The organism is Rhizobacter koreensis, from assembly GCF_013366375.1.
In the GTDB taxonomy this organism is placed as follows: Bacteria; Pseudomonadota; Gammaproteobacteria; order Burkholderiales; family Burkholderiaceae_C; genus Schlegelella_A; species Schlegelella_A koreensis.
On record NZ_JABWMJ010000002.1, the window covers coordinates 299,879 to 323,536 of the forward strand.

Here is a 23,658-nt window from a genome sequence, read left to right on the forward strand (position 1 = left end):
GCTCACGCCACCTTGGCCGCGAACGCGCGACGGCGTGCCCGTGCGCGCTGGTCGAGCCGGCGGATCACGGGTGGGCAGTCGCCGAAGCGGCGCAGGAAGTAGTCGCGCAGACCGAGCAGATAGCCGGCGAGCTCGAAGTGCAGCCCCTCCTCGGAAAGCGCCTCCCGCCACGGTCGGTACGACCAATAGAGGCGCTTGAGCCAGGGCTCCGGCCCGGGCCGTGGGCGCGGCAGGAAGTTGCGCGCGATCATCGCCAGCGAATCGGCGAGGATGCGGCGCCGCGTCGCGGGCGGCAGGTGCATCTCGGCCCAGAGCAGCCGGTTACGCGCCATGAAGTACTGCCAGAGCGGCGTCTGACCGCCGAACGACGAGCTCACCTTGTGCCAGAGCTTCGCACCCGGTGCGACCGCAACCCCCAGCCCGGCGGCGCGCGCGCGGTAGCACCAGTCGGTTTCCTCGAAGTTGAGGAAGAAGCGGTCGTCGAGCTCGCCGAGCCGCCGCACGTTGGCGCAGGACACGAACAGGCAGCAGCCGATCACCATGTCGCTGTCGAGCGGTGCGGGGCTCACGAGCGGCTTGGCGTTGCGCTCGGGCAGGTCGAACCAGAGCGTGCGGTCATTCCAGCGCGCCCGCGCGACCCACACCGTCTGCGGGCGCGAGTAGTAGAAGATCTGAGCGCCCCAGATCGCGACGTCGGGGCGCTCGCGCTGGCTCTCGAGAAGCGCGTTCACGAGGCCGGGATCGACGATCGTGTCGTTGTTGAGGATCAGCGCGTAGTCGAAGCCCTGGCTGCAGGCGTGACGCAGGCCCACGTTGTTGCCGCCGGCGTAGCCCAGGTTGGCGCCCGTCTCGAGCACCGTCACGTGCGGGTAGGCGGCACGGATCGACTCGGCCGAGCCGTCGTCGGACGCGTTGTCGACCACGATCAGGGACCGGTTCACATAGTCGAGTTGCTCCAGCGAGGCCAGGCACTCGAGCGTGTCGGCGCGGCCGTTCCAGTTGAGGACGATGATCGCGACCGACGGCTCCGCCGACGCGACGGGCGCTCCGACAGGCAGGAGAGTCTCCTCGACGATGGGCAGCATGGAACCGGCGGTTGAAGGGTCAGACCGTGGCGGCGCGGAATCGCACTCCGAAACGGCAACCCACGATTGTGGTGTGCGCCGTTGGGGCCGCTAGATGCAGGAGCCGGAGCAGCCGGAGCGCGGCCGGCCGGCGAGCGCGCTGGAGTTTGCCACCCCTGCCGGCGCCGGCGCGTGCGGAACCGCACGTTCGCGCGCGGGGGCCGACCGATGGCACAACCTTGCCCCTCCCGCGAGACGAAGATGCGCGTCGCCGCCGCGGCTGGGCAAGTCCATCGTCAGGGGCTCGCGCTAGACTCGCCGCCCCGGGGCCCCGACGCGGAATGTTGGGCCAGCACGGCTGGCAATCCGTGGCAAACGCCGCGCGAGCCGTCCGGGACCCTCCGCCCGAGGCGCCCCCTCCTCTTGTATGCAAATGATCCTGCACCCGCTCGTCCTCGAACGCGCCGCCGCGGCCCGATGCCCGCGCGCGGCCGCCGCGCCGTCGCCGCGCCCATGAAGGTCATCGAGGTCGACCACGTCACCAAGGAGTTCCGGCTCGGTCAGACGACCACGCTGCGCAACAACCTTCGGAACCTGCTCTCGAGCATCGGCGTCGGCCCGCGCGCTCCGCGCCGCCAGCCGTTCCGCGCGCTCGACGACGTGCATTTCGCCGTCGAGCAGGGGGAGGTGCTGGGCATCATCGGCACCAATGGCGCCGGCAAGAGCACGCTGCTGAAAATTCTCGCGGGCATCACCGCCCCGACGCGCGGCCGCGTCGCGGTGCGCGGCCGCATCGCCCCGCTGATCGAGGTCGGTGCCGGGCTGATCGCCGACCTCACCGGTCGCGAGAACATCTATCTCAACGCGGCGCTGCTCGGCATGAGCTACCGCGACATCCGCCGCAAGATCGACGAGATCATCGACTTCGCCGAGCTCGCCGAGTTCATGGACACGCCCCTCAAGCGCTACAGCTCGGGCATGGCGGTGCGGCTCGGCTTCAGCATCGCGACCAGCGTCGATGCCGATGTCCTCATCGTCGACGAGGTGCTCGCGGTCGGCGACATGGCCTTCCAGCGCAAGTGCTTCGACCGCATGGAGGACCTGATCAAGCGCCAGGGCAAGACGGTGCTGATGGTCAGCCACAACCTGCGCCAGGTCGAGCGGCTCTGCTCGCGCGTCATCCTGCTCGACCACGGCCGCGTCCTCACTGACGACGAGCCGAATACCGCCTGCGAGCTGTTCTACAAGCGTAGCGACGAGAAGATCAAGCAGACCGTGAGCCGCACCGCCTCGGCGAGCGCACTCGGCAACGCGCTGGTCTCCGAGGATATCGACGTGCTCGCGATCGACCTCGTCGACGCCGCCGGCAACAGCGCCGACTCGGTGGTCTACAAGCACGACTTCTCGCTGCGCGTGCGCTATCGCGTCAACAAGGCGATCAACCGCCCGGTGTTCGGCGTCGGCGTGCACACGACCGACCTGCTCTACATCACCACGCACAACAGCGATTACGAGGTCACGCTCGACCGGCTCGAGCCGGGCGAATACGAGAGCAACTGCCGCGTCGCCTGCTGCCCGCTGATCCCGGGCGTCTACGCGATCCGCGTCGGCATCTCGGACGGGTCGTCGACGCGCCTTCTCTTTTACGGCGAGAACCTGGTGCACTTTCAGGTGCTCGACAGCCCGGCCTCGCCGATCCTGCACGCCGACCGCGCCGGCTTCTTCGAGTTGGACGCGCGCTGGCAGGACCCGCTGCCGTTGCCTGCCGCAGTCGAGCAGGCTCCGCCCGCGCCGGTGCTCGCTGGCACGCGCGAAGCGCCCGCAATCTCGTGAACTTTCTGGAGCAGCTCGAGCACAACCTCGGGCCGGGACCCTTCCACGAAGCGGCGGGCGACGACGTGCGGGTAGACGGCGCGCTGCCGGTGTCGCTGTACGCGTTCTTTCTGCCGCAATTCCACGCGATCCCCGAGAACGACGCCTGGTGGGGCAAGGGCTTTACCGAGTGGACCAACGTCACGAAGGCGCTGCCGCGCTTTCGCGGCCACTACCAGCCGCATCTGCCGGCCGACCTGGGCTTCTACGACCTGCGCGTTGCCGACACGCTGCGCGCACAGGCCGAACTCGCTAAGCGCTATGGCGTCGCGGGCTTCTGCTTCTACTACTACTGGTTCGGCGGCAAGCGCCTGCTCGACCAGCCGATCAAAGCGCTGCTCGCCGCACCCGACATCGACCTGCCGTTCTTCGTGAGCTGGGCCAACGAGAACTGGACCCGGCGCTGGGACGGCCTCGAGAAGCAGCTGCTGCTCGAGCAGCGCTACAGCGCCGAGGACGACATCGCCCTTGCCGACGCCTTTCTCGAGCTGACGCGCGACCGGCGGTACGTGCGTATTGACGGCCGGCCGCTCCTCATGCTGTATCAGCCGAGGCTCCTGCCTGATGCCGGGGCGACGACGCGGCGCTGGCGTGATCGTTTCCTGTCGCGCGGCGAGGCCGATCCGTACATCCTCACGGTGCATCGGGAAGGCGAACCGCCCGCCACCACGAACGGCATGGACGGTTCGTTCGAATTCCCGCCCGCCGGCTTCGGCAGCCAGGAGCGGCGCCGCGAGCACCTGCACCGCCTGTTCGACCTGGAGTTTCGCGGCACGCTGTTCAGCTACGACGAACTGGTGGAGTCGATGCAGGCGACACCGAACGCGCCGCACCCGGTGTTCAAGGGCGTGTGCCCGGGCTGGGACAACGAAGCGCGGCGCACCAAGGCCGGCTGCGTGTACCAGGGTTCCACGCCTCGCAAGTACGGGGCATGGCTGGCGCGCGCGTGCCAGACCACGATCGCGACGCAGCCGGCGGACCGGCGAATGCTTTTCGTGAACGCGTGGAACGAGTGGGCCGAGGGCGCTCACCTGGAGCCTGACCGCCACTACGGCCATGCCTACCTCCGCGAAACCGCGCGTGCGCTGACAGCGGCGCGGCAATCCGAGACACTGGCCGCCTTCATCGCCGACCGCTCTGCCGACCTCGCGCGCTCGACGCCGCCGGCGTGGACCGCTCGCATGGAACGCGTGCGGCGCTTCGTAGAACGTGCGCAGCGCAAGGCACGCCGCATGGCGCCGCAACTCGGCATCTGAACCGATGAACACCCCTGATACCAGCGCCGCCGGCTTTCTGGCCGAACGCGTACGCGCGGCGCGCTACGACGGCCAGTCCGACAACCCGTTCGAGGTCGCCGGCATCTGCCAGCGCCTGATGCCGGCCGGGGTGCGCGTGCTCGACGTCGGCTGCGGCACCGGGTCGGTCACGTTGATCGCGAACCGCGGCAAGAACAACAGCGTCGCGGCGGTCGAGCCCGACGCCGAGCGCGCCGCGATTGCGAACGCGCGCGGCATCGAGACCACCTGCGGCTTTCTCGATCGCGCCTACTTCGCCGAGCGCGGCCGATTCGACGTGATCATGAGTTCGGACGTGCTCGAGCATCTGCCCGATCCGGCCGCGATGCTCACCCTGATGCGCGAGGGTCTCGTCGAGGGCGGCCGTATCCTGATCTCGGTGCCGAACGTTGCTCACTGGAGCGTGCGGTTCTCGCTGCTGCTCGGGAACTTCGACTACGCGCCGGTCGGCATCCTCGATGCGACCCACCTGCGCTGGTTCACCGCGCGCACCATCCGCGAGCTGGTCGAGCGCGCCGGCTTCGAGGTCGAGGCGATAACCGTATCGGCCGGTGTCGACCTGCCGGAGTACGCCGAGGTGCCGTGGCGCTGGATGCCTGGCAAGGTGCGCCGCACGCTGATACGCGCGCTGACGCGGGCTTTTCCGCGACTCTTCGGCTGCCAGCACGTGCTGCTGTGCCGCATGACCGCGCCGCGCCGCGCCTAGACCAGCCGTGCCTCGCGGGACGCTGTGTTACCCCTTGGCGCCGCAGCGCGGACGTCCTCAGACGATGTCGGCGAACGACTGCTCCGCGCGCTTGAAGAGCGCGTAGCTCACCGGCAGCAGGATCGCCGTCAGCACCAGCCCGGGCCAGATCGCCCCGATGTCGGGCGCCTGGCCCTTCAGAACGGTACGCTGGAAGGCGTCGATGATGCCGGCGAGCGGGTTGAGCGTGTACAGGAAGTACAGCACGTCCGACCATTCGCCGGCGACCTGCTCGCCCACCAGCTTGTTGCGCACCACCTCGAGCGGATAGATCACTGGCGAGGCGTACATCATCAGCTGCAGCAGCAGCGGCAGCATGGTGCCCACGTCGCGGTAGAAGACGTTCAGCGCAGCCCCGGCGAGCGCCAACGCGAGCGACGCGAAGATCGTGTAGACGAGCAGCAGCGGGACCCACACGATGGTCGCGGCCGGCATCACGCCGAACCATGCCATCAGCAACGCGAGCACCAGCACGTTGATGCAGAACTCGGCGAGCTTGGTGATCACGCCGGTCAGCGGAAAAACCTCGCGCGGAAAGTAGATCTTGCGAATGAGCTGCGCGTTCGAGACGATGCTGCTCACACCCTCCGAGGTCGACTCCTGGAAAAAGATCCAGGGGATCAGGGCCGTGAACGAGAGCACCTGGTAAGGAATCCCCGCAGAGGGAATGTTCACGAAGCTGTTGAGCAGCGTGAACACCAGCATCAGCGTCAGCGGCTTCAGCACCGCCCAGGCCAGCCCGAGATACGACTGCTTGTAGCGGACGATGATCTGCTTCCACGCCATGATCGCGACGAGCTCGCGGTAGCGCAGAAGGTTCGCGGCGAACTGGAGCATCGTCGGGTGGTGCGTGAGGGGACGGAGATCTGGAGCGCCGCGATCAAAGTGCGCACCAAGGCGCGCATCGCATCTGCCCGGAAGGTCGGCATGGTGTCGACCGGCGGCTTCGGCGCGCGAGTTTACCCGGGGCACTCGGGCCAACCGCCGCCGATCGACCGGTGTGCAGTGCGCTTCGTGCGATCCGAGGCGAACTTTTCCGGGCAATCGCGCCTTGCGGCGCGCACGCCTTTGCGTACAGTCGGCGAGCCGTTCCAGTGGCCGCCGGCCAGCGGCTTGGCCTTGAGCACCAGGAGTCCGCGAATGATCGTGTCGCGCCTGCTTCGCACTGCCCGCGACGGAACGCTGCCAGACGCCATGCGCTGGCGATGGAACCGTCTGCACGCCTCGGCCGACAGCCTGGCCCAGCTCGCGCGCGGCACGCTGATCGAGCTGAACGGCAATCGCGTCGAGATCGACGGCTGCCGCTTCAGCCTCGACAGCCCGTGCATCTCGCGACAGGCCAAGGGCGGGTTCACGGCGCAGAGCTACGAGGCCGCCGAGCGCCGCGCGATCGCGACCTTCCTTGACCCCGCCCTGCCCGTCGTCGAGTTCGGCGCGGCGGTCGGCGTGGTGTCGTGCATCGTCAACCGCCGCCTCGCCGAGCCCACCCGCCATGTCGTGGTCGAGGCGAACCCTCAGCTCGTGCCGCTCCTCGAGACGAACCGCGGGCTCAACGGATGCTCGTTCGAGATCCTGCACCGCATGGTGGGCTACGGAACAGCCGAGGCGGTGTTCTTCGCGAACTCCAACGACTTCCTCGCGAGCACCGCGGTGAGCGTCAACGACTCGCCGATCTGGCGTGACATTCGCCTGCAGACCGTGAGCCTTGGCGAGATCGTCGCGAGGCGAGGCTTCGAGGTCCTCACCCTGGTCTGCGACATCGAGGGCGGCGAAGCCGACGTGATCGAGCGCGAAGCCGATCTGCTGAGCGAGCGCGTGGCATGGCTGCTGATGGAGCTGCACCCGTGGTCGCTCGGCCGCGATCGCGCCAACGGGCTGCTCGCCCGACTTGCCGAACTCGGCTTCGACTGGCGCGCCGGGCCGCGCCAGTGCGACGGGCAGGCGGCGATCACGACGGTGCTGAGCAATCGGCGCTTGGTGGACCCGACGGCGGCCGCTGCGTAGGCCAACGATCGCGCTCGCCGGCGCGGTTGCTCGGGCGTTCGCGGGCAGCCGCCTGTAGTCGTCTCAGGCCTTCGCCACCAGCGCGCGGTAGTCCTCCGCCAGACGCTCGGGGGTGCGACGCTCTCGCGCGCGCCGCATGGCGGCCTTCTCGGCTTCCCACCGCTCGACACTGAAGGTCGCGATCACCTCGTCGATGGCCTGCGCCAGCCGGTCGAGGTCCGCGACAAGGACGCCCGGGTGCCCCTCCGCGAACACCTCGCGCACCGCGGGAGTCGCACCGGCAATGATCGGCTTCCCGTGCGCCAGCGCGTCGAGGAGCACTCCGCTCGCCGACAGCGTGTAATGGTCTGCCCGATATGGCAAACACACGTAGTGCCAGCTCGCGAGGGCTTGGTCGAAGCGCTCGCGCGGCACCGGCTCGGCGGACGGCAGGGTGGCGAGGAATGCCTGCAATTCGCCGACATTCCACTCGCTGCCGGGCGGAAAACGGCCGACCGCGTGGAACTCGACAGCGTCGCCGTGGAGCGCCTTTGCGGCGCGCGCCGCGGCCACGAAGGCGTCGAAGCCCTTGGCACGTGTCGCCAGGCCGAGGAAGCCGATGCGGACGGGGGGCGCTGCGCCTGCGGTGTCGTGCGGCTCGACCTCCGGCAGCGGATGGCGCAGCGTCGCGATGCGCGCGCCGACCTGCGGCATCGATGCCGCCACGGCGTCGGCGATGCCGGTCTCGAGTGCGATCAGGCCGACACGCGGTGCGGCGATGTCGAGCGCCGAACGCATGTCGATCGCGCGCACCAGCGGATTGCGCGAGCGCCAGCCGAGCGCCTCGTTGAGGTAGCCGTGCAGCACGCCCAAGATGGGCCGACGCGCGAGGCCGCTGATGCGCAAGGCCGCGGCGGGCAACAGCACGGTCGGGATCGTCTGCAGCGAGAGAAGGTGGCCACCCGAGCCGGCGCGGGCGTTCTCGCGCACCACGCGGTGGAGCAGCGCGAGGTCGCGCCGCCAGCGCTCGCGCGTCGAGGCGCGGCGCGGCGCCACGTCGGCGTCATGCCACGCGATGCCGTCGACGTTGCCGCCGAGGGCGGCGCGCACATGCTCGATATGGCTGGCGGCGCCGTGGAATGCGATCGGTTCGTCGGGAAACGCACAGCGCACGACACGGACCATGCCGGCGTTTACGGGAGAATGCTCCGGGCCGTGACAGAGCGGCTCGAAGATCGAGATCAAGCCCTGCCCCCCATGCCGCTAGCCAGCCAAGTTCGAGTCCTTTCCCCGCGCATCGCGTGCGGCGCGCGCAGCGAGGCCCGGAAGGAGAAGTAATGGGAGCGATGGAGCATGTGGGTGAAATCGCCGACACGACTATCGAGCTGACCGATCGCGAGCGCGAGCGCCTCGCACGCACCGCCGAGATGCTGCCGGCCGACGCGGCGACCTGCCTCGAGATCGGCTTCAAGGACCAGCGGGTGAGCAGCATTCTCGCCCGCTACGATCTGGTGAGCATCGACCTGCCGGGCGAGGCGCCGGCATCCATCACGCACCCGCTGGCGTTCGCGACCATCGCGGCACTGCCCTTCCGCGACCAGTCGTTCGACCTCGCGGTGTGCACCGAAGTGCTCGAGCACCTCGAGGACGACGTTCTCGAGGACGGCGTCGCGGAGCTGGCCCGCGTGTCGCGGCGCCACGTGCTGGTGTCGGTGCCGAACCGGCAGCGCGTGTGGAACGAGCTGTCGAAGTGCCCCTCGTGCGGCTACGTCGTCAACGCGATGGGCCACCTGCATCACTTCGACGAGGCGCGTCTCGAGCAACTGTTCCCCGCCTTCAGGCCGGTGCGCTACGCGATGGCGGGATCGACCGAAGGCTATGCGCCCGACTGGCTGTACTGGCTGCGCACACGGGTGGGCAATGCCTGGCACCCGTGCACCTGGGGCTGCTTCCGCTGCGGCTCCACCACGCCATCGCCGCCGCCCAACCTGATCGGCAAGCTCGCGCAGCGCATCGTCTGGCGCTGGGAAGCGCGAGCGCCGCGACGACCGGCGTTCCTCTTCGTGCTGCTGGAACGCAAGGACGTCTGACGGCGCCGGCTGCACCCAAGGGGCCTTCAGGCACTCGCCGCGACGGTCGAGCGACGCCCGTTCTGCTCGAGCCACTGCTCGAGCATCATCAGCACCCACACCATCTCGCCGTAATACCCCGGGTGCTCGGCAAGCCGCCGATCGCGCAGCTCGTCGATGAACGCGGGCTCGACGATGTCGCGCCGCGCGAGGCTCGCGAGCGAGTCGAACGCGAGCTCGCGCAGGCCCGGATTCCGCAGCGCCCACACGCCGAACGGGAGGCCGAAGCCGTGCTTCTTCTTGGCGATGATCTCGTCCGGCAGGAAGCCGCGCAGCGCCTCCTTGAAGAACCAGCGCAGCGTGAAGCCGCGCAACTTGTAGTGCGCCGGCAGGCGCATCGAAAACCGAAGGAGGTCGGTGTCGAGCAGCGGAAATCCAACCTCGACATCGGCCAGGCGCGTCGCCTCGCGCACCTTCGGCAGGTCGTTCTCGGCGAGGGTGTAGCGCCAGTCGTAGGCCAGCGTGCGATCGATCGGGCTCGCCGCATCGGCGGCCTTCCACACCGCCTGTTGCTGAGCGAGCGGTGAACTGACATCGATGGCCGCGCGGAAGTTCGGCGTGAGCACGCGCTCGGTGCCCAGGCGCAGCAGCAGGTTGTAGATCTGCAGCCGATCGGGCATCGGCACCCTCGCCTGCTCGACGTAGCTCGCGCCCTTGCGAGCGAGCGGCAGACGCCCGAGCGGCGTGTGCAGGAGGCTCCCTTCGAGCACGCCGCGCAGCGGCGACGGCACGCCGGCATAGGCGTCGAACACGCGCTGCTTGGCGTAGCGGCTGTTGCCGCCGAACAGCTCGTCGCCGCCGTCGCCGGCGAGCAATCGGGTGATGCCGTCGCGATGCGCGTTGCGCGCGCAGATGAACGCGGGAAGCGTCGACGAGTTACCGAACGGCTGGTCGAGCCCGGCGGCGGCTTCGGGGATGCTCGCGACGAGGTCGTCGGGCGTCACGTAGTACGCGTGGTGCGTGCTGCCGAAGCGGCGCGCGGCGATCCGTGCGTACTCCATCTCGTCGTAGCCCTCGGCCTCGAAGCCGATCGAATACGCCGCCGCGGGCCGGCCCGCGACCTCGCCGATCAGGCCTGCAATCGTCGAGCTGTCGGTGCCGCCGCTCAGGAAGCAGGCCGGAACGCTGCCGTCGAGCTGGCGCGCGACGGCCTGGTGCAGCAGCTGCCTGAACTCGGCCTTGAGCTCGTCGAACGATGCGCGTGAGGCGGGCTCGAAGCGCGGCGTCCAGTACGGCTCGACGTGCAGCACACCGTCCTCGAACCATGCGCAGTGGCCCGGCGGCAGGCGATGTACGTTGTCGAAGACAGTGCGCGGCGACGGGATCGCGTGGAAGTAGAGGTAGTCGAAGATCGCCTGCGGGTCGACGTTGCTGGTCGCATCCGCGAGCTGGTCGGCGCGTTCGGCAAAGCGCAGGCGCCCCTCGTGGATGCGATAGCACAGCGTGCGGATCGCGAAGCGATCGACGGCGAGCACGGTACGGCCCGACGGCTCGCGCACCGCGATGGCGAAGTCGCCGTCGAGGCCCGCCGCCGCCTGCTGCGGCGAGCGCGTCGCGAGGCTCTCGAGCCATGCGGCAGTCACGCCCTCGCGTTCGGCTTTGCGGGCAAGGGTCGGGTCCGAAAAGCGTGGACGGCCAGCAGCCAGCGTGTCGGCCTCGCTCGTCATGCGGCGCAGACCACGGGGCGTCGGGTTCGTTCGCGTCGAATGTTCGAGGCGATGGCTGCGCTGGCGCACATGCGCCGGCGTGCACATATCACGAGCCAAGGGGCTGCGGCAGCAGCCGACTTCGAAGTGGGTGTGTTTTCGGGCTCTGTCATGCGGATCGGAGGCATCGACTAAGGTTACGCTAGCAGCAAGTTCTGAAGGTCGCCGGTTCTGCCCGGCGCGATCGAACGGACGCTATCTGTAACAGGGCGAACCTCGTGTGAGCGGGGGGTGCAAAGTCTCAGGTCCCGTGGCAAACGCCGCAGGACGACTGGATTGCCAGATGTTTTCGAGGCTCGCGAAACACGCATCGCGAGCTGAGCAGCGCCGCCGCATGGCTGCTGCGTTCCGGAAATTCCGGTGGTTCGGCTCGCCCACCTGAGCTGACGCACGCCTCTCCGCCAGTTCCGCTGTTTCCGGTCGTATCCGTCCGACTGCTTCGGTCGTGGCGCAGCCATGCGCCTCGTCGCCGGCGTTCTTCGCTTGCTCGTCGTCACCCTTTGCCGACCGCAAACCTTGGAAACAGGTGGTCGGATCCCCAGCGGAGAATACGCGTGGACCTTGACTCTCGCCGCATCGCATTGACATCTCTCGAAGCACTGACCTGCCTTTTCGTCGCCGCTTGCGGCGGCGGGGGCGGTTCTCCCAGCAACGTCGACAACGGACCCGTTGCCTCGGTCGCTCCGGCTCCTGGTCCGACCGATCCCACCATTTCCGACACCATCCTCGCGACGCGACCGCCGCGCCCCGAACCCGCCCCCGCGCCCGCACCTGCACCCGCGCCTTCGCCCACCCCGGCGGCTCCGATATCGCTGAGCTTCGGGCTAACCAGCAGCGTCGGCGGCAGCGCCCTGCCGTTCACGCTCGGCCAGGCGCTGCGCCAGGGCGACGTGCCCTCGGGCAAGATCCTCACCGCGAGCGGCGCCGAGTCGCAGTTCGTGGTCAAGAACCGCTGGCCCGACGGCAGTGCGAAGTATGCGGTGATCTCGGGTCGCGCGGACCTCACCGCCAATTCGCCGAAGACGATCGCTCTCAGCGTCGCCGCGGAGCCTGCGGCCACAGCGGCCCTATCGAGCGCCGACCTCAAGACGACCGGCATCACCGCGTCGATCCAGTATGGCTCGTTCGGTACCGCGAACTGGACCACGACCGACTGGGACAAGCCCGAGCAGGCAGTCGTGAGCGGCCCGCAGATGTCGGCCTGGACGTTCCGCAAGCCGATCGGCAACGACCCGCACCTGGTGGGTTGGCTCGAAGTGCGCGCCTACAAGGGCGGACGTGTCGAGGTCCTGCCTTGGGTCGAAAACGGATACCTGAGGGTGGCCGCGCCGACCAACAAGGCCGGCACGGTGACGTTCACGCTCGGCGGCATGCCGCGCTTCTCGCAGGCACTCAACCTGCTGAATCATCAGCGTGCGGTGCTCGCCAGTGGCACCGCTCTCACGCACTGGTTCGGCAACGACCCCAAGGTCACGCCGCGCCACGACACCGCCTACCTGATGGCGACGAAGCTGGTGCCGAACTACCGCGCGAACACGCCCGCGAACAGCGCACTCTTCAGTCGCTTGGCGCAGGCGTACACCCCACTCGAACGGAGCAATTTACCCGTGGCGATGGGGGATACTGGTTACGACGCATCTATCGGTCTACTACCTGAGTGGGATGTCGTCTATCTCACGTCTGGCGGCGACCCGCGGGCGTGGAACGCAGTCATCATCAACGGTTATGCGGCGGGCCGCTACGGCACGCACTTCCGCGACGAGACCACCAACCGGGTGCCCAGGATATCGGCCTACCCGAACCTCGTCTCCGAGGGCAGCAACGGTGTCAACGGCACCGGAACATCGACCAAGGGCACGTACACCCCGACGGCCACGGGCGGCATGCCGCCAACCTTCGGGTCCAGCCACCAGCCCTCAATGGGCTACATGGCATACGTTATCAGCGGCTGGAACTACTTCATCGAGGAGGCTCAGCAGGTCGCGTTCTCCAACTATCTCAAGAACGGCGACAACACTCGCTTCTACGCGCAAGGTGTGTTCGAAACGAGCGCCGGCGCGAACACCACGCGCGGGGCCGCGTGGGCGATCCGCACGCTCGCGCAGGCGACCGTGCTCACGCCCGACGCAGACCCTCTCCGCAACGAGTTCGTCAGTAGCCTCAGCGATAACGTCAGCTACTACTACAACCGCTACATCGCCGTTCCGAGCAATCCCCTGGGGCTGGTGCAGCCGTACGCTAATTATGGAAGCGGCGACCCACTGGTGAGCGCAACTTGGCAGGACGACTTTTTTACCGCTACCTTCGGCTACATCAAAGATCTAGCCGCGCACAAGGACTCGGTTCAGACGCAGCTCGACGGATTCCTTTCCTGGAAGTACCGCTCCGTCGTGGGCCGTCTAGGCACCGGTGCGGCGAGCGACTGGTCGTACCGTTATGGCGCTCAGTACACAACACCTTACGCACCCAAAGCCAATACTGATTGGTGGGGCGGCACCGGCCCCTGGTACGCGAGCTGGGGCGAGATGGCCCGTGCTGTGGGCGTTCCGATGTCGGGCAACCCGGGTGACTCGCTCGAGAGCGGCTACCCGGTCCTAGGGACTGGCTATTGGGGCAACCTGATGCCGGCGCTCGCCTACGCCGTCGACCATAACGCCGCCGGCGCGGTGGCGGCCTGGCAGCGGGTCACGTCCGCGTCGAACTGGCCCCAGCAGGCGGCAGACTACGATGTGAACCCCGTTTGGGGCGTCAAGCCGCGCGTCGAGCCCCCGCCTAGCAGCGTAATCACGACTCCGACTCCGACACCGACCCCGGCGCCCGCGCCAAGCCCGATCCCAGTCGTCACGGGGCCCCAATCGGCCGGAACCATTCCGGGCACGCCGGCCGCAGGCCCTGCAACGTCGCCGGCCGCACCCGCCGCGATCGCCTCGCTCGGCGCGGGCAAGTGGATGGAACTGCCGAACACGAAGATCCGCTCGGTGCTTCCTAGTACTCCTCAGCGCGGGTATCCAAGCGCGATCGTCGACACCTGGAACGGTGGTACGGTTGACACGGCCCGCAGCCGCCTGCTTGTCTGGGGCGGCGGACACTCCGATTACTACGGCAATGAGATGTATGCACTTGACCTGCCAACGCTGAGCATCAAGCGCATTGTCGAGCCCAGTCCGAAGACAGGCCAGTCAAACTGCACGTCGGCACTTTCCGACGGAACCCCAACCTCGCGACATACCTACGATGGCCTCACGTACCTCGCGCATGCCGATCGCTTTTTCGCCGTGAACGGCTCGCTCGCCCCATGCGGAGGTGTGTCGGACGCCGCGACGTGGACCTACGACTACAAGACCAACGCTTGGATCATGATGCTGGCGCGCTCGCTTCCTGATGGTTTCGGCACGATGGCGGTCTACGATGCCGCCACCAAGCAGGTGTTCGTCAAAGACACGGCAGCCTTCTACGCCTACTCGCTCGAGACCAACAGCTACCGCAAGCTCGCCGACCACGCTGTGGACTACCACCTCTCCGCCGCGATCGACACCAAGCGTCGCAAGTTCGTCATGCTCGGCAACGGCGTGCAGGTCATTGACCTGAGCACGAACGAGATGACGACGCTGCAGACGACCAACGCCCCGGGGCTGGTGTCGTGGAAGCAGTCGCCCGGCGTGGCGTACGACCCAGTCGCCGACCGCATCGTCGCCTGGCACGGCGGCTCGGAAGTCTGGGCGCTCGACATGGACACGCTGGTCTGGACGCAGGTCGCGACCGGCCCCGGGCCGACGTCGGCTGCCCCGTACCAGGGCACCTTCGGTCGCTGGGGCTACATCCCGCAGTACAACGTGTTCGCGATGATCAACTCGATCGACGAGAACGCGTGGGTGTTCCGCCTGTCGAAGTAAGCCGGCGCGGGCGCTAGCCCGCTCCTGTCCCCAAGACGGGCCCGCTCGCAGCTTGCAAGCGGGCCCGCTTTCTTGCTGGCTCCCGCACGTGATCAGGGCCGCGGTTCTGCGGCGTCGCGACCCTGCTCGCCCTATCACGAAGCGCCCCGCAGATGCGCGCGTTCCGGACTGTTCGTCCACGGGGCGCGTGTTGTCGTGCCTGCTCGTCGGCGAACAACCATCATGAGCGATGATCGAGCGGCGCTGCGGCCACCTGCCCTGCAGCGTGCCCTTCGTTGCGCAGGCTCAGTTCGTTTTCGATTCTCGGCGTGCACACCACTCGGCACTCGGTCCTTTACCACGTGCGCTTGCACGTGCTGCTCGGTGCAGCGGCGCTCGTGTTGCTGCCGCCGTGGGTGCCGTCGATGCCCCGCAGCGGCCTTGATCCTTCGTGGGCAATGGTGCTCAACCATGCCTTCGTGAACGGGTGGCAATTCGGCTCGGACCTCGTCTTCACATTTGGTCCCTTCGGTTTTCTGTACGCGCGGCTGTTCGATCCGCTGACCTACTCATGGGTACTCGGTGCGTGGACGTTGCTGGCGCTGGCGCTCGGGACGGGAACCGCCTTCCTGCTACGCGACGCCGAGCCATGGGAAGCGATCGCGATCGCCGCGCTGGTGCTGCTCGGTGTGCGCGCGAGCATGCTCAACGCGATGCTGTTCAGCGACACCGCCTTCTTCGTTCTTCCGTTGTTGCTGGTGCTGGTGGTCCAGCGCGCAGGCACGCCCGCTCGCGTGTTCGGCGTTCTCGTTTGCCTGCTCGCTGCACTGGCCAGTCTCGTCAAGTTCACGTTCTGGATGCTCGGCTTCGTCATCATCCTGATGATGGACGCCGAACGTTGCCGACGCGGCAAACGCATGCCTGCCTATTTGCTCGTGTATGCGCTGGGATCGCTCGCGCTTCACGTCGTCGCGGGTCAGAGTCTCGCGGGATACGCGAAGTTCGTCTGGAGTTCCCTCGCAGTGGCTGGCGGGTACAGCGAGGCAATGCAGGTCTGGTCGTGGCGCTGGCTCGACCCTGTTGCTTTCGTCGTCCTTGCAGTCGCTTTCGTGGTGCTCGCGGGGTATTCGAGCTGGCGCTCTGCACGCATCGCGACGAACCCCTGGACCGACTGGCTCCCGCTTGCCGCTCTGGTGATGTTTCTCTTCATGGTATTCAAGGCGGGCTTCGTCAGGCATGACACGCATGCGGTAATCGCCTGGGGTGGCCTTACCGCAGGCCTCGCTCTCGCGGCCGCCCATTTCTCGTCGCGCCTGCGGACGCGCCGTGCGCGAGTCATTCTCGTCCTGCTGTGTGTGGTATCCAGCGTGGTTGCGATCCGCCGGAACTTCGACTACGCAAGCGAGGCTCCGGGCGAGCAGGCACCGCTGCCGCTGGGCGGCTCGGTGCGGGCGAGTATCAATGCGATGGCGGCGTTGACGAGCGGTCGACACCTCGCGTCGCTTCGCGCGGATCACGCGCAGGCGATCGAGTCGATCCGTCGCAGCGACCCGCTTCCCGCCTTGCAAGGTCCCGTCGACGTGTACCCGTGGAACGCCGCGCCTCTTCTGGCTCAAGGCGCCAGCTACCGACCCAGACCCGTGTTCCAGAGCTTCGCCGTCTACAACCCCACGCTGATACGCATCAACCGCGAGCACCTGGAGGGTCCGCGAGCCGCCGCGACCTTGCTGTTCGGCATCGAGTCCATCGACTCCCGGCATGTCGCACAGGACGAGGGTGCGCTCTGGCCGACGCTCGCCGCGCTTTACGAAGTGGACCGGGCTTACGCTCGTCAGGTCGTGCTGCACCGCCGGGCAGAGCCGCGTCGCATCGAGTGGCAAATCGGTCGGCCGCAGCAGGTTCGTTGGGGTCAGCGCCTCGCGGTGCCGCAGTCCGAAGGCAACGTTTGGGTGCAGGTCCGGCTTCAGCGCACGGCGTGGGGTCGCATTCAGGACGTCCTGTTCAAGGCCCCCGTGGTGAATCTCGTGCTCGAGCTCGAAGACGGTCGCGAGCGCAGGTCGCGCCTCGAGCCCAGTTTCTCCGGAGAGCCATTCCTGCTGAGCCCGCTCGTCGCTACCGCAAGCGACTGGACGGCGGTGTTCGGCGACGGCGGCAACGTCGAAGCCGTACCGCGGGTGGTTAGACTGCGCATCGACGCGCCGGAACCCAGGACCGTGGCGCCTGTGTACGCCGACGCGATCGACGTGACGTTCAGCCACGTCGCGATCGAGGCTCGTCGGTGACCTCGAGGCCCTTGCGGAACTCCGGAGCGGCTGGCGATTTCGGGAGCTAGCGGTGCTGTTGCCAGTGGACGCGAAGTGGATCCGTGGGGCTCTCGGCTTCGCCATCAGTGCCGTCCTGCTGGGCTTCACCGTCCGCTCGATCGCATTCGATGATCTCCTGCGCGTCCTGAAGGCATCGTCGCCGCAGTGGATCGCCGTGAGCATCGCGCTGTACTGGCTCGAGATCGTCGTCCGCAGCACGCGCTGGCGCCGCCTGCTGCGGCCTGTTGCTGCACTCGGACCCAGGCAGGTGCTGCTGTCGCTGATCGTCGGCTATGCGGCCAACAACGCGCTGCCCGCACGACTGGGCGAGCTGTTCAGGGCCGACTTCATCGGCAAGCGATACGGGGTCTCGCGCATGGCCGTCATGGGAACGATCGTGCTCGAGCGAGTGCTCGACGTCCTGGCCGTGGTCGCGTGCGCTGCAGCCGGGGTCATGACGCTGGCAGGCGACCGCCCCGCCGCGGGGACCATCAGCACGCGCTCGAGCATCGTCGACGGTCTGTTCGTGACCGGTGCCGTCGCGCTGGGGTTCGTGGTCGCGCTGATCGCGCTGGCCGCATACGGGCGTTCTGCGGCCAGTCTCAGGTCGGCGCAGCTGCGCTGGGCGTTCACCGCCCTCGCGATCGGGCTGCGCCCCGTCAGCGAACCTCGCGAGCTGCTTCCTCTGATCGCTCCCTCGCTGCTCGTGTGGACGCTCAACGGCGTAGCCATGTGGGCCATGCTGACCGGGGTGGGTGTCCGGCCGACGCCCGCGACGATCGTCCTGCTCATCGGGGTTGCCGGGATCGCTGCGGCACTGCCGGCAGCTCCGGCCAACCTGGGCACGCTGCAATTCGCTTTCGTGATCGCGCTGGGCACCGCTGGGCATGCGGCCGCGCCTGCCTTCGCCGCGGCCACGCTGGTGCAGGTCCTTCTACTTGGCAGCGTGACGGTCGTCGGCGCGATCCTCTACGCGTGGCTGCACCGCACGCGCAAGGCGGTGGCAAGGTGAGTGGCGGTGGCGGCACGCCGGCGCTGGAGCCCGCCCGGTTCGTGACGTTCGACGGTGCGGTCGCCGCGAACGGGCTGCTGCAGCGCCCCGACCGCTATCGCCACATCGAGGCCGATCTGGGTTCGGCGAAGCGAATCGCCCGTGGCGCGGGGATGTCATACGCCGCCGCGAGCTTCGGCGCGGGCAGCATCGTCCAGCAGATGGCTTCGTTCGACCGGATGATCGCCTTCGACCCGGTGCAGAAGACGCTGCGCGTGGAGGCTGGGGCGTCGATCGGCGGGCTGTCGATCTGGGCTTCGCAACGCGGGTTGCTGATGCCGGTTCTGCCAGGCTATCCGACGATCACCGTCGGTGGCTGCATCGCCGCCGACGTGCATGGGAAGAACCCGCACCGCGACGGAACGTTCAACGATTGGGTGTCCGCCCTCACGCTCTACCACCCTGCGCACGGGTTTCGGGAGATCGCACGGGAGCGCGAGCCCGCCCTGTTCGATGCCACCTGTGGAGGGTTCGGTCTGACCGGTGTGATCGTGGACGCGACACTGCGCCTCGTCGCGCAGACCGGGCCCGCCTACACCATTGCGACGAGCGCGGTCGAGTCGTTGACCGCGGCGCGCGACATGATCGAGGTGCTCGGGCAGAACCATGAGTTCGCGTACAGCTGGCACGACGGCACGCTGCGCGGGCGTGCCTTCGGCAAAGGCCTCGTGTTCTGCGGCTCGTGGGCGAGCGAACCCGAACCTCCGAAGGGGCCCGACTGCCGTCCCATGACGCCGTACTCGCGCGGACGGCTGCCGGCCTGTCTCTGGACTCCTGCGTCGTCCCGCTGGGCGAACGCCTATTTCCGCCGCAGCGCGCTGCGCCATCCGCACCAGCGCAAGAGCGTCTTCGATGCTTCGTTTCCGTTTACGAGTCAGACCCTGTACCACCGGATGTTCGGGCGGCGCGGCCTGGCCGAAGCACAGGTCCTCGTGGACGACGAGCATTGGGAAGCGTTCCTGCAGGGCATCACCCGACTCTTCGATGCGGTGGACCCCGCCGCGACGATGTTGTCGCTGAAGCGGTTTCGCGGCAACGGCCGGTCGTTGGGCATGTGCGGCTCTGGAACGCTGGTCGCGATCGACCTCGTACGCGAGGCGCGCACGCTGCGCTTCCTTGCGGGCCTTGATCGACTCGTCATGGAGACGCGCAGCCAGCCCAACGTCATCAAGGATTCGCGACTGCCCGGCAGCGTGGCCGCAGCCTCGCTGCCGCACTACGCGTCGTTCCGGGCGCGACTGCGGGACTGGGACCCGCAGCGTCTCTACGAATCCGAAATGTCGCGGCGCCTCGACCTGTGACCCGCGCCCGCGCTGGAACGGGCGCGCCCCTCGAGCAGACTTGCCTCGTTCTCGGCGGCTCGTCCGGGCTTGGGCGCCAGCTGGCGCAGCGCTTTGCGGCGGCCGGCTACGCGGTGGTCCTGCTCTCGTCCGACCGACGCGATCTCGAGGCACTCGCGGCCGATCTGCGCCTGCGATTCGGAGTCGGGGCGGCAGCAGTGGCGATGGACCTGCGGAAGGCGAACCTCGACCTCGGCGAGCTTGATCTCGCACTCGAGCCCCTCCCGCCGCTTACGGTCGTTCTCGCGCCAGCCGGGATGAACGCCGACGAAGACCGAGCTGACCTGGCGGGCACCGAGCAGCTCGCGATCGAGAGAGCCAACTTCGGCAGCATCCGCGACATCGTCGTGCACTGCCTGCCGCGCCTGCGATCCGCCCCCGCCGGGCTGGTCGTGGGGTTCGGCAGCGTCGCCGCGGTGCGAGGGCGCACTCGAAACGCCACGTACGCCGCCGCCAAGCGCGCGTTGCAGTCGTACTTCGAAAGCCTTCGGCACGCCCTGTCCACCACCTCGGTGCGCGTGCAGTTCTACGTTCTGGGCTATCTGGACACGAATCTTGCTTTCGGCAAGACGGCGCCCTTCACGCGCGCGTCCCCGGAGCGCCTGGCCGGGTATATCTACCAACATCGATCGGCGGCGTTCGGCGTGAAATACCACCCTGCCATCTGGCGACCGATCTGCATGGTCGTGCGCCTCCTCCCCTGGTCCATCTTCCGACGCCTACGGTTCTGAAGTCATGTCCGATCTGAGCGTCAGTCTGTTCTTCCCCGCCTACAAGGACGAGCGGACGATCCGCACCGTGGTCGAGGAAGGTCTCCGGCTGCTTCGTGGCTATGCGTCGGAGTTCGAGATCCTGGTCGTCGACGACGGCTCTCCCGATCGTTCGGGGGCGATCGCCGACGAGCTCGCCGCCGAGCATCCGGGTATCGTCCGCGCGATCCACCATCCGCAGAACCGCGGCTACGGGGCGGCATTGCGCACGGGTGTGGCAGCGGCTCGGTACGAGTGGATCTGCATGGTGGATGGCGACAACGAATATGCCGTCTCGGATCTGCGCAAGATGCTCGAGGTTCGCCACTTCTATCGGCTCATCATCGCCTTCCGCTACAAGAAGCTCTATTCGACGAACCGCATCTTCATCTCGTTCGTCTACAACCTCGTGCTGAGGCGCCTCTTCCGCACGCCGTTCCGCGACGTGTCGACCGGCATCCGCACCTTCCACCGGTCGATCCTCGACGACATCGAACTCACCAGCAACAGCCCCTTCATCGGCGCCGAGCTCGCGATCAAGACGATGCTGCGCGGCTATCCGGTCGGTGAACTCGGCATCCAGACATTCCCGCGCACGTTCGGACGCGGCTCGGCAACCAGCATGAAGAACATCCGGCGCACCATCGACGACATGCTCCGCGTCAGACGGGAGATGTTCTCGGACCATTACCACCTGCCCTCGGGCCGCTCTCGGCAGCCCAGGAGTCTCAGCGGTGGATGACCTGATGCACCTGTACAGGGTGCGCTTTTCCGACAAGCAGCGCGCGAGCAAGGACGCCGTCTGGAAGGTCCTCTGCCAACAGTTCTTCCAGCGCTACGTCGCCCGTGATGCAACGGTCCTGGAACTCGCATCCGGGTATGGCGAGTTCCTGCGCTACATCCACGCTGGCCGCAAGATCGCAATCGATCTCAATCCCGAAGCGGGCTCGTTTCTCCCGCCGGGCACGGAGTTTCACCTGCAGAGCGCCGACGATCTGTCGTGCATCGAAGGCGGAAGCGTCGACGTCTGCTTCAGCAGCAACTTCTTCGAGCATCTGCCCTCGAAGGAAGTTCTCGATCGCGTTCTCAAGGAATCCCTGCGCGTGCTGCGCCCCGGCGGAGCCTACGTCGCCATGCAGCCGAACCTGCGCTATGCACCGGGCGAGTACTGGGACTACTACGACCACGTGCTGCCGCTGACGCACCTGTCGTGCCGTGAAGCTTTCGAGAAGGCGGGCTTCGAGATCCAGGAACTGATCGACCGGTTCGTGCCGTTCTCCACCTCCAGCCGCCTGCCGCAGCACCCGGCCTTGGTCCGCCTCTATCTGGCGTTTCCGCCTGCGTGGCGCATTCTCGGACGCCAGTTCGTCATCGTCGGCCGCAAGCCGGTCGCCTAGCGAGCGACGGGTGCAGGGATCGTCGCGTTGTCGACCAACTCGGCGCCGGGACCGACGTCCCAGCGCCCGTTCCCCGCGACGCGGTTTCCGCTGATGCGAACCTCGACCGGACCCGGTGCAACACGAACGAACGTCCCGCCCGAGGGCAACGAGTCGATCAGGGTGTTGCCGTGCATGCGCAGCACGTTGGCCGGCCAGCGATAGCCCTCGGCAGCGTACGACACCATGACCGGGTTTTCGGTGAGGGCGGATTGCTGAATCCGGTTGCCCGTCACGACGGCAATACCACCCACCGCAAACTCCAGCTCGTAGCTGGCGCTGCCCTCCGCGTCGGTGAGCCGGTTGTCGCTGATCACGTTCAGCGCGGCGCGAGTCTTCAGAAGATGCCCGACCTTGGCGTCGTGGAAGTAGCTGCCCTTGACGGCCAGACGAGCGATGGTGCCGGCGTAGAGGAGATGACTCTGACCATCGCCGACCAGGTTGCGCGCGAACTCGCTGTCCTCGACATCGAGTTCGGTGGCGGGGTCGTTCCCCGTCAGAATGCCCATCTCGTTGCCGATGAAGCTGCAACCCACCACGCGGAGCGAGCCGCGGTCCAGTCGAATACCGGCGCCGTTGAGGCTGGGAACCCGAGATCCCGTGAAGTCGAAGCCCGTCACCACCATGTTGGCGGCCCGCACCACCCAGGTGCCTTTGCCCTCCACCGATGCACCGTCAGCGTCGAGAACCACGCGACCGCCGACGGCGCGCAAGGTGACGCCGTCTCGTTCCCACACCGCGGTGTCGCCGCGGTAGATGCCCGCGTCCACCTCGACCAGTGAACCGGCACTCGCGAGTCGCGCAGCCTCGCGCAACGTTCTGACCTCACGGGCCGGTCCGACCCGCAAGACCGGTCGAACCGCCTCGCCGCGACCTGTCTGACCGCGGGCGGAAACGCCGGTGCCGAGCAGCGCCAGCGATGTGGCAAGGAGGTCGCGACGTCTCACGGCGCAGCGCAGCGATTGCCGATGCCACGGCGCGTGCGCAACGCACTCAACCGCCCGGTCATATGCCGTTCGACGACGGGATTCGCGGTGGTCAGGCGATCGTGGCGCAACTTCGAGCGCAGTGCCCCGGCAACACGTACCTTCAGGTGCGACGTCGCCATTGCACTTACGGGACCGCGTAAGCCTCGATCTCGGCGATGCGGCTGTAGCCCGCCAATGCACCGGTGACGACCACGCGGATGCTGTTGGTCGTGATCGCTTGGAAGGTGAATCGACGCCAAACGCGATCGTTGCCGACCACCGAACCGCCAGGCACCGTGGCCCAAGCCGAACCGTTCCAGTACTGCACCTCGAAGTCGGTGATCCCGTACTGGCTGAACGTCATCGTCTCGGTGGGCTCCTGTGGGTTCCCGTAGGCGTCTTGCAGCGTGAAGACATCGATCTCGGTCACGTTCTTGCTGCCGTTGAAGTTGACCTGGAGCACGTCGGGCCAGCTTCCCTGCGTGCCGTCGTTCCAGCCGCCGCCATACATCCAGTTGAGGCCACGCCGGTCGCCGTTGTTGGCGCCGCTCGCGGGGAATGCCGTCGAGTGGGTGCTCGACGCCACGACCGTGCCGCCGTTCGATTGGAGTGCAACGTTCGAACCCTGGGCAGCGCCGTAAGCCTCGACCTCGACGATGCGGCTGTAACCACCGGCGGCATTGAGGACCAGGACGCGGATCTGCCGGGCGGAAATCGGCGTGAAGGTGAACTTGCGCCACACCTTGTTGTTGCCGGTGACGCTACCGCCCGAGATGGTCTGCCACGCCGATCCGGTCCAGTACTGCACCTCGAAATCAAGGATGCCGTACTGCGCGAAGGTCATGCCTTCCGTGGGCTCCTGCGGGCTGGTGTAGTTGTCCTGCAATGTGTAGACATCGATTTCTGCAATCGAGCGCGTCGTTCCGAAGTCGACCTGCAGCCAATCGGGATGGGCACTCCCCGTCGCATCGTTCCAACCCGCCTCCGCGCCAGTGCTCCAGCCCATGCCACGGCGGTCGCCGTTGATCGCCGCACGGGCCGGGTAGTAGTAGTCGGAGTACGTGCTGGATGCCGTCGCGCTCGCGCCGAGCGACGCGAGTGCAAAGTTGACGCGCCCCGATCCGGTGTCCACAGGAGGTGTCACC

19 protein-coding genes and 1 riboswitch are annotated in these 23,658 nt (G+C 67.5%); of the genes, 12 read left to right on the forward strand and 7 right to left on the reverse strand.

Translation table 11 applies throughout. From position 1 onward, the window contains the following. Positions 1-2: 2 nt before the first annotated feature. The gene (locus tag HQN59_RS05215) at positions 3-1,085 is read right to left on the reverse strand and encodes a glycosyltransferase family 2 protein (RefSeq protein ID WP_176066795.1); all 1,083 of its coding nucleotides are present in this window, start codon (positions 1,083-1,085) and stop codon (positions 3-5) included. Between the two features lie 492 nt (positions 1,086-1,577). Here HQN59_RS05215 and HQN59_RS05220 point away from each other — a divergent pair, with 492 nt between their 5' ends. Genes HQN59_RS05220 through HQN59_RS05230 form a run of 3 tightly spaced genes read left to right on the forward strand, consistent with a single transcriptional unit; the run spans position 1,578 to position 4,937 of the window. Beyond that, positions 1,578-2,897, forward strand: a complete 1,320-nt coding sequence (locus HQN59_RS05220) for an ABC transporter ATP-binding protein (RefSeq protein WP_176066797.1) — start codon at positions 1,578-1,580, stop codon at positions 2,895-2,897. Continuing rightward, positions 2,894-4,192, forward strand: a complete 1,299-nt coding sequence (locus HQN59_RS05225; RefSeq protein ID WP_176066799.1) for a glycoside hydrolase family 99-like domain-containing protein — start codon at positions 2,894-2,896, stop codon at positions 4,190-4,192. The genes HQN59_RS05220 and HQN59_RS05225 overlap by 4 nt, the downstream gene beginning before the upstream one ends. 4 nt (positions 4,193-4,196) lie before the next feature. After that, a complete protein-coding gene (locus HQN59_RS05230) occupies positions 4,197-4,937 on the forward strand; it encodes a class I SAM-dependent methyltransferase (protein WP_176066801.1) in 741 nt (246 codons plus the stop codon). A 57-nt stretch (positions 4,938-4,994) separates the two neighbouring features. On the opposite strand, the gene HQN59_RS05235 is transcribed toward HQN59_RS05230, so the two are convergent. Beyond that, complete coding sequence (locus tag HQN59_RS05235) at positions 4,995-5,813, reverse strand: ABC transporter permease (protein WP_176066803.1); 819 nt, start codon at positions 5,811-5,813, stop codon at positions 4,995-4,997. A gap of 303 nt (positions 5,814-6,116) precedes the next feature. On the opposite strand from HQN59_RS05235, the gene HQN59_RS05240 reads away from it, so the two are divergent. Beyond that, complete coding sequence (locus HQN59_RS05240; RefSeq protein ID WP_176066805.1) at positions 6,117-6,980, forward strand: FkbM family methyltransferase; 864 nt, start codon at positions 6,117-6,119, stop codon at positions 6,978-6,980. Between the two features lie 63 nt (positions 6,981-7,043). Here HQN59_RS05240 and HQN59_RS05245 read toward each other — a convergent pair whose 3' ends face one another. Continuing rightward, positions 7,044-8,144 (reverse strand): glycosyltransferase, encoded by a 1,101-nt coding sequence (locus HQN59_RS05245; protein ID WP_176066807.1) that lies wholly within the window; start codon positions 8,142-8,144, stop codon positions 7,044-7,046. A 152-nt stretch (positions 8,145-8,296) separates the two neighbouring features. On the opposite strand from HQN59_RS05245, the gene HQN59_RS05250 reads away from it, so the two are divergent. After that, positions 8,297-9,049, forward strand: coding sequence for a class I SAM-dependent methyltransferase (locus HQN59_RS05250; protein ID WP_176066809.1), 753 nt, complete (start codon positions 8,297-8,299; stop codon positions 9,047-9,049). Between the two features lie 26 nt (positions 9,050-9,075). Here the strand turns inward: HQN59_RS05250 and HQN59_RS05255 are convergent, their stop codons facing one another. After that, complete coding sequence (locus HQN59_RS05255) at positions 9,076-10,671, reverse strand: asparagine synthetase B family protein (protein ID WP_342451126.1); 1,596 nt, start codon at positions 10,669-10,671, stop codon at positions 9,076-9,078. A gap of 321 nt (positions 10,672-10,992) precedes the next feature. Continuing rightward, positions 10,993-11,078: riboswitch (cyclic di-GMP riboswitch) on the forward strand. Between the two features lie 270 nt (positions 11,079-11,348). On the opposite strand from HQN59_RS05255, the gene HQN59_RS26670 reads away from it, so the two are divergent. From HQN59_RS26670 to HQN59_RS05290, 7 genes are all read left to right on the forward strand, one after another. Next, on the forward strand, positions 11,349-14,687 hold the full coding sequence (locus tag HQN59_RS26670; protein ID WP_176066813.1) for a hypothetical protein: 3,339 nt from the start codon (positions 11,349-11,351) through the stop codon (positions 14,685-14,687). A 347-nt stretch (positions 14,688-15,034) separates the two neighbouring features. Beyond that, a complete protein-coding gene (locus tag HQN59_RS05265; RefSeq protein ID WP_176066815.1) occupies positions 15,035-16,948 on the forward strand; it encodes a hypothetical protein in 1,914 nt (637 codons plus the stop codon). A 52-nt stretch (positions 16,949-17,000) separates the two neighbouring features. Further along, positions 17,001-17,981 (forward strand): flippase-like domain-containing protein, encoded by a 981-nt coding sequence (locus HQN59_RS05270; RefSeq protein WP_176066817.1) that lies wholly within the window; start codon positions 17,001-17,003, stop codon positions 17,979-17,981. Further along, complete coding sequence (locus HQN59_RS05275; RefSeq protein ID WP_176066819.1) at positions 17,945-19,321, forward strand: FAD-binding protein; 1,377 nt, start codon at positions 17,945-17,947, stop codon at positions 19,319-19,321. The genes HQN59_RS05270 and HQN59_RS05275 overlap by 37 nt, the downstream gene beginning before the upstream one ends. After that, positions 19,318-20,091: an SDR family NAD(P)-dependent oxidoreductase gene (locus HQN59_RS05280; protein WP_176066821.1), complete on the forward strand. Its 774-nt coding sequence runs from the start codon at positions 19,318-19,320 to the stop codon at positions 20,089-20,091. The genes HQN59_RS05275 and HQN59_RS05280 overlap by 4 nt, the downstream gene beginning before the upstream one ends. Positions 20,092-20,095: 4 nt before the next feature. Continuing rightward, positions 20,096-20,851 carry a glycosyltransferase family 2 protein gene (locus HQN59_RS05285; RefSeq protein ID WP_176066822.1) on the forward strand — a complete coding sequence of 252 codons (756 nt, stop codon included), beginning with the start codon at positions 20,096-20,098 and terminating at the stop codon, positions 20,849-20,851. Beyond that, positions 20,844-21,506, forward strand: coding sequence for a methyltransferase domain-containing protein (locus tag HQN59_RS05290; RefSeq protein ID WP_342451127.1), 663 nt, complete (start codon positions 20,844-20,846; stop codon positions 21,504-21,506). Before HQN59_RS05285 ends, HQN59_RS05290 begins: the two co-directional genes overlap by 8 nt. Here HQN59_RS05290 and HQN59_RS05295 read toward each other — a convergent pair. Genes HQN59_RS05295 through HQN59_RS25970 form a run of 3 tightly spaced genes read right to left on the reverse strand, consistent with a single transcriptional unit; the run spans position 21,503 to position 23,657 of the window. After that, a complete protein-coding gene (locus HQN59_RS05295; RefSeq protein ID WP_176066824.1) occupies positions 21,503-22,492 on the reverse strand; it encodes a right-handed parallel beta-helix repeat-containing protein in 990 nt (329 codons plus the stop codon). The genes HQN59_RS05290 and HQN59_RS05295 overlap by 4 nt on opposite strands. Next, positions 22,489-22,653: a hypothetical protein gene (locus tag HQN59_RS05300; RefSeq protein WP_176066826.1), complete on the reverse strand. Its 165-nt coding sequence runs from the start codon at positions 22,651-22,653 to the stop codon at positions 22,489-22,491. The genes HQN59_RS05295 and HQN59_RS05300 overlap by 4 nt, the downstream gene beginning before the upstream one ends. A 5-nt stretch (positions 22,654-22,658) precedes the next feature. After that, positions 22,659-23,657, reverse strand: a complete 999-nt coding sequence (locus HQN59_RS25970; RefSeq protein WP_342451142.1) for a discoidin domain-containing protein — start codon at positions 23,655-23,657, stop codon at positions 22,659-22,661. Between the last annotated feature and the right edge of the window lies 1 nt (position 23,658).